Below are 4061 nucleotides of genomic sequence, written 5' to 3'. Positions count from 1 at the left end.
CAGTCGTCCGACTAGCTCGTCCCAATCCAATGCTTGCAACGAATCGCTCATCACCAAGGTGAATCATTCGCGATCATCACCGTCAAGGCTAAGTTAGCGCCTATGGGGCTTGACCCGAGGACCCATGCCGGCCTCGCCGACTGCGACCGTGGATCCCAGGCTCAAGGCCTGGAATGACGGAGGTTGGGAACGTTGCTGGCCAGACCAGCCGGCGCTGCCGTCCTATCGAAAACTCAAAGCAATTCCAGCATCGCCGCAGCACCCGAGACTGTGGCCTGGCCGGGGCTTTCCTCGACGTTGAGCGCTTTCACGACGCCATTTTCCACCAGCATCGAATAGCGCTTGGAGCGCAGGCCGAGGCCGCCGGCGGAGAGGTCGGCTTCGAGGCCGACGGCCTTGGTGAAGCCGGCGTCCCAGTCGGCGAGGAAGTGGATCTTGCCCATACCGCCGGAGGATTGCGCCCAGGCGCCCATGACGTGCCAGTCGTTGACGGCGAGAACGGCGATGTCGTCGACGCCCTTGCCGAGAATGGTGTCGCGGTTTTCGAGATAACCCGGCAGATGGTTCAGCGAGCAGGTGGGCGTGAAGGCGCCCGGCACGGCAAAGAGAACGACGCGCTTGCCGGCGAAGAGCTGCTCGGTGCTGATTTCGACCGGGCCGTCGGCGGTCTTTTCCTTGAAGGTGGCGGCAGGAAGCTTGTCGCCGATCGCGATGGTCATGGGTTTTCTCCTTTATCCAGGTTTTGCGGCAGATGCCGGGGCCGGCTTGGCGGGCGCCGCGAGAAGATCGCAGGCGACTATAAATTCCGGTCAGTCAAAGGCAAGCGTGGTCTCCATCGCCTTGCCGCCATCGATCACCAGCACGCTCCAGCGCTTGCCCGATGGATCATAATCCTTCGGCAGCTTGCCGATTGCAATGTCGGTCTTGAAGGTGGCGCCGTCACGTTTGCCGCCGATCTGCTTGGTGAAGGCATAGCCGCCCGGGCCGGTGACGATGATGTCGGGCGGGCTCTTTCCCGCGCCCGGCAGGGTGAGCGTCAGCGACAGTGTCTTCCTGTCCGGCGCGATCGCATGCGCCGTGACCTTGAAATCGGCCGACGGCGGCTTCGGCAGCGCCGCATCGGCGGCGGCAAGGATCGCCTCCTCCTCCGGATGCGACTGGATGGCAGGGCCGAGCGTCACCGAGAGATTTGCCTGGAAGGGAACGCAGATATCCCTGCAGATGCCGATGAAGGCCGTCGCGTCGACCGCGACCGGGGTTTTGCGGGATGCCGTCAGCGACAGCGGCAGCGTCACCGGCGCGTCATAGGCGATATCCTCGATGGCGCCGTTGAAGAAGTGCTTGGGAACCGGATAGGCGATGCTATCAAGCGTGACGCCGCTTCCGGCCGCGATGGTGAGTTGAGGCGGAATGCCGCTGTTGCCGGGCTCGCGCCAATAGGTGATCCAGCCGGGTTTCGGCTCGATCTGCAGGCCGGCGCGGATTTTGCCGCCGGCATCGGGCGCCAGCGCCACGAGGCGCATACGGCCGCCCTCGGCCTCGGCCCAGGCGCTCATTTCCGCCTGGGCGGAACTAAAGGGGGCGAAGGCTGCGGCCAGCGAAATGGCCGCCATGAAAAGCCGGTACGGTGCCAAAGAAATAATCATCATGGAACAAAGGTTTACCGAAAGTGTCGTGTCGCCGCCAGAAGTGGACGGCCATATAATCTTCATTTTCAGTTGATTGATTGGTGACATTGGCCCATCCTTCTCTAGTCGGGGCCTTGGTGCGGTCTGGCAGCAGGAGGAACGATGTCCTTATCGACGCTGAAGAACAGACGGGAACGTGGCTTCTTCGATGGCCAGTTCCTCATCGCCATGCCCGGCATGGAGGACCGCAATTTTGCCCGCACGGTGATTTACATCTGCGCGCATTCGGATGCCGGCGCCATGGGCTTCGTCATCAACCGGCCGCAGAGCCTGACCTTCACAGACGTGCTGCTGCATCTCGACATGATCAAGCAGGAAGAGCCGATCGTGCTGCCGCAGCGCGCCCGCGATTTCCCGATCCAGACCGGCGGCCCGGTGGAAAGCGGCCGCGGCTTCGTGCTGCATTCGGACGATTATGCCAGCGACTCCTCGATCCCCGTCAGCGACGATATCTGCCTGACGGCAACGCTCGACATCGTGCGCGCCATCTCCAAGGGCGCCGGGCCGAAGCGCGCGACGATGCTGCTCGGTTACTCCTCCTGGGGCGCCGGCCAGCTCGAAAACGAGGTCGCCAACAATGGCTGGCTCACCTGCCCGGCAAATGAAGAACTGATCTTCGATCGCAGCCTCGAGGACAAATACGAGCGGGCCCTTGCCGGCATGGGCGTGACCGCCGCCATGCTTTCGGCCGAGGCCGGACACGCATGACGCCGGTGGCGAGGCCGCTGGCGATCGCTGGAACGAATAGCTCGAAGTGACGTTTCCTTCCCGCGCGGACGAGAGGTCCGACGCTGACAAGGAGATATTAAATGGGTAGCACCAGCGACAAGATCTCAGGCAAGGCAAACGAAATTGCCGGCAAAACGAAGCAGGCGGTCGGCAAGGCTGCCGACGATCGCGACATGCAGGCCAAGGGCGCCGTCCAGGAAGCCAAGGGCAAGGGGCAGGTCGCAACCGGCAAGGTCAAGGACAAGCTCAAGGGCGCCGTCGACCGGCTCTAACCACCAGCGCAGCCTTGATGAACCATGCCTGCTGCGCGCACCGCGCGGCGGGCATTTTTAATCCGCCGCTTCCTTGCTGAGATCAAGACGATGAAGCTTTTCGCCTGCGACAATTGCGATCAGGTCGTCCACTTCGACAACCGCCACTGCGTGCGCTGCAATCATCGCCTCGGCTTCCTGCCCGGCGATCTCGCCATGCATGCGCTAGAGCCGCGCGACGAGACGGTCTGGCAGCTTGTTGCCGATCCCGACCGGCAGGTGCGCTTCTGCGCAAATGCCGGTCTCGACATCTGCAACTGGCTGGTGGAGGGCGATAGCGACGGTGAATTCTGCACCGCCTGCCGTCACAACCGGCTGGTGCCGAACACCGATACCGAGGACGGTATCGGCCGCTGGCGGCGCATCGGCCAGGCGCAGCGCCATCTGTTTTATTCGCTCTTGCGCTGGAAGCTGCCGCATCCCGACCGGACGCAAGACCCGCAAGGCGGCCTCGTCTTCGATTTCCTCGAGGATTCGCTGCAGAATGACGGCCATGTCGTGCCGGCCATGACCGGCCACGAGGAAGGCCTGATCACCATCCGCGCCGCGGAAGCCGACGATGCGACGCGCGAACAGGCGCGCAGCTCGATGAATGAGCCCTATCGCACCCTGCTTGGCCATTTCCGCCACGAAGCCGGCCATTTCATCTGGAACAAGCTGGTGCGCGACCGCGACGGCCTTGCTGAATTCCGCGCCGTCTTCGGCGACGAACGGCAGGATTATGCGGCTGCCCTGCAAAATCACTATGCCGGCGGCGCACCTCCTGGATGGCAGGACAGTTTCATCAGCGCCTATGCGGCATCCCACCCCTGGGAGGATTTCGCCGAGTGCTTCGCCCATTATCTCCATATCGTCGACACGCTGGAGACGGCGCGCGCCTTCGGCATCGCCATCGATCCGCGCGGCCACGAGGAAATATCAGGCGAGGTCGATTTCCTCCCCTACAGGGCGGCAAGCGCCGAACAGCTGGTCAGCGCCTGGGTGCCGCTCAGCCTGGCGATCAACGCCATCCAGCGCAGCATGGGCCAGCCCGACTCCTACCCCTTCGTGCTGTCGTCGCCCGTGGTGAGCAAGCTCGAATATCTGCACCGGCTGATCCAGGGGGCGGCGGCGCGGCAGCAGTAACGAATTGGCTGGGACGCCACCACACTTTCCGTCATCCTCGGCCTTGAGCCGAGGATCCATGTTCCGACTGGTGGGTGTTGGCGTGGATGCTCGGGTCAAGCCCCATAGGCGCTAACTTAGCCTTGACGGTGATGATCGCGAATGATTCACCTTGGTGATGAGCGATTCGTTGCAAGCATTGGATTGGGACGAGCTAGTCGGACGACTG

General features: G+C 63.0%; 5 protein-coding genes. 3 read left to right on the top strand and 2 right to left on the bottom strand.

Annotated elements, in window-relative coordinates; genetic code table 11:
* Positions 1-233: 233 nt before the first annotated feature.
* Positions 234-719 (bottom strand): peroxiredoxin, encoded by a 486-nt coding sequence (locus EFD56_RS32265; RefSeq protein ID WP_064817619.1) that lies wholly within the window; start codon positions 717-719, stop codon positions 234-236.
* A gap of 90 nt (positions 720-809) precedes the next feature.
* A complete protein-coding gene (locus EFD56_RS32260; RefSeq protein ID WP_206513436.1) occupies positions 810-1649 on the bottom strand; it encodes a protein-disulfide reductase DsbD domain-containing protein in 840 nt (279 codons plus the stop codon).
* A gap of 141 nt (positions 1650-1790) precedes the next feature.
* On the opposite strand from EFD56_RS32260, the gene EFD56_RS32255 reads away from it, so the two are divergent.
* From EFD56_RS32255 to EFD56_RS32245, 3 genes are all read left to right on the top strand, one after another.
* Positions 1791-2396 carry a YqgE/AlgH family protein gene (locus EFD56_RS32255; RefSeq protein WP_004673076.1) on the top strand — a complete coding sequence of 202 codons (606 nt, stop codon included), beginning with the start codon at positions 1791-1793 and terminating at the stop codon, positions 2394-2396.
* 101 nt (positions 2397-2497) lie between these two features.
* Positions 2498-2689, top strand: a complete 192-nt coding sequence (locus tag EFD56_RS32250; protein ID WP_010019980.1) for a CsbD family protein — start codon at positions 2498-2500, stop codon at positions 2687-2689.
* A gap of 90 nt (positions 2690-2779) precedes the next feature.
* Positions 2780-3853 (top strand): zinc-binding metallopeptidase family protein, encoded by a 1074-nt coding sequence (locus tag EFD56_RS32245; protein ID WP_126907121.1) that lies wholly within the window; start codon positions 2780-2782, stop codon positions 3851-3853.
* Positions 3854-4061 lie beyond the last annotated feature (208 nt).

Source organism: Rhizobium phaseoli (genome assembly GCF_003985125.1).
Classification (GTDB): Bacteria; Pseudomonadota; Alphaproteobacteria; order Rhizobiales; family Rhizobiaceae; genus Rhizobium; species Rhizobium phaseoli.
This window is presented reverse-complemented; position numbering and strand designations above follow the sequence as displayed.

Bases quoted from the DNA above. Each gene is read 5' to 3' on its own strand.
- EFD56_RS32255 (WP_004673076.1), top strand. From the start codon at position 1,791: ATGTCCTTATCGACGCTGAAGAACAGACGGGAACGTGGCTTCTTCGAT.
- EFD56_RS32260 (WP_206513436.1), bottom strand. From the start codon at position 1,649: ATGATGATTATTTCTTTGGCACCGTACCGGCTTTTCATGGCGGCCATT.
- EFD56_RS32250 (WP_010019980.1), top strand. From the start codon at position 2,498: ATGGGTAGCACCAGCGACAAGATCTCAGGCAAGGCAAACGAAATTGCC.
- EFD56_RS32245 (WP_126907121.1), top strand. From the start codon at position 2,780: ATGAAGCTTTTCGCCTGCGACAATTGCGATCAGGTCGTCCACTTCGAC.
- EFD56_RS32265 (WP_064817619.1), bottom strand. From the start codon at position 719: ATGACCATCGCGATCGGCGACAAGCTTCCTGCCGCCACCTTCAAGGAA.